General features: G+C 67.7%; 1 protein-coding gene. It reads left to right on the forward strand.

Features of this window, described 5'->3' with window-relative positions:
- Nucleotides 1-15 precede the first annotated feature (15 nt).
- Nucleotides 16-1,003, forward strand: a 988-nt coding sequence (locus tag FPZ12_RS45400; RefSeq protein ID WP_144762698.1) for an IS481 family transposase, incomplete at its 3' end; no start/stop codon positions are given.

A 1,003-nucleotide genomic window follows, 5' to 3' on the forward strand; every position in this document is an offset into this window, starting at 1 on the left:
GCCACGGAGGTCCTCGTGTCACACCGTAATGCCCCGTTGAGTCCGACTGGCAGACTGCGCCTGGCCCGTTGTGTGGTGGACGACGAATGGCCGCTACGGCGAGCTGCTGAGCGGTTCCAGGTGTCGGTGTCCACCGCCCAACGCTGGGCTAACCGGTACCGCGTCGAGGGCGAGGCGGGCATGACCGACCGGTCCTCACGTCCGCACTTCAGCCCGCGCCGCACCCCGACGCGCACCGAGCGGCGGATCATCAAGGTTCGGGTGCTGAGGCGGTGGGGGCCAGCCCGGATCGCGTCGTTGCTGCGGCTGGTGCCCTCCACCGTGCATCGCGTGCTGGTCCGCTACGGCCTGGCCCGCCTGTCCCACCTCGACCGTGCCATCGGCCGGCCGGTGCGGCGCTACGAGCGCGCCACCCCGGGCGAGCTGGTACACGTGGACATCAAGAAACTGGGCAACATCCCCGACGGAGGTGGCCACCGGGCCGTCGGCCGTCAGGCCGGGCAGCGGCACCGCACCCGCACGCCAGACAAAACCCTGGACTCCCATGGCCGCAGCCATGTCGGCTACAGCTACCTGCACAACGCCGTGGACGATCATTCCCGACTCGCCTACAGCGAAATCCTGCCCGACGAGAAGAAGGAAACCGCGGTCGCGTTCTGGCAGCGCGCTCAGATTTTCTTTGCTGCCAGCGGGATCACCGTCCAGCGGGTGCTCACCGACAACGGATCATGCTACAAGTCCCGACTCTGGCGCGAGACTCTCATCACGGCTGGGATCACACACAAACGCACCCGGCCCTACCGGCCGCAAACCAACGGGAAAGTGGAACGGTTCAACCGCACCCTGCTCGACGAGTGGGCCTACGCCCAGCCCTACCAGTCCGAAACCCAACACCGCGAAGCGTTCCCGCGATGGCTGCACACCTACAATCACCACCGCGGCCACACCGCGCTCGGCGGCCAACCACCCGCCAGCCGCGTCCCCAACCTCACGGGTCAGTACA

This window comes from Amycolatopsis acidicola (assembly GCF_007713735.2).
GTDB classification, from domain to species: domain Bacteria; phylum Actinomycetota; class Actinomycetes; order Mycobacteriales; family Pseudonocardiaceae; genus Amycolatopsis_E; species Amycolatopsis_E acidicola.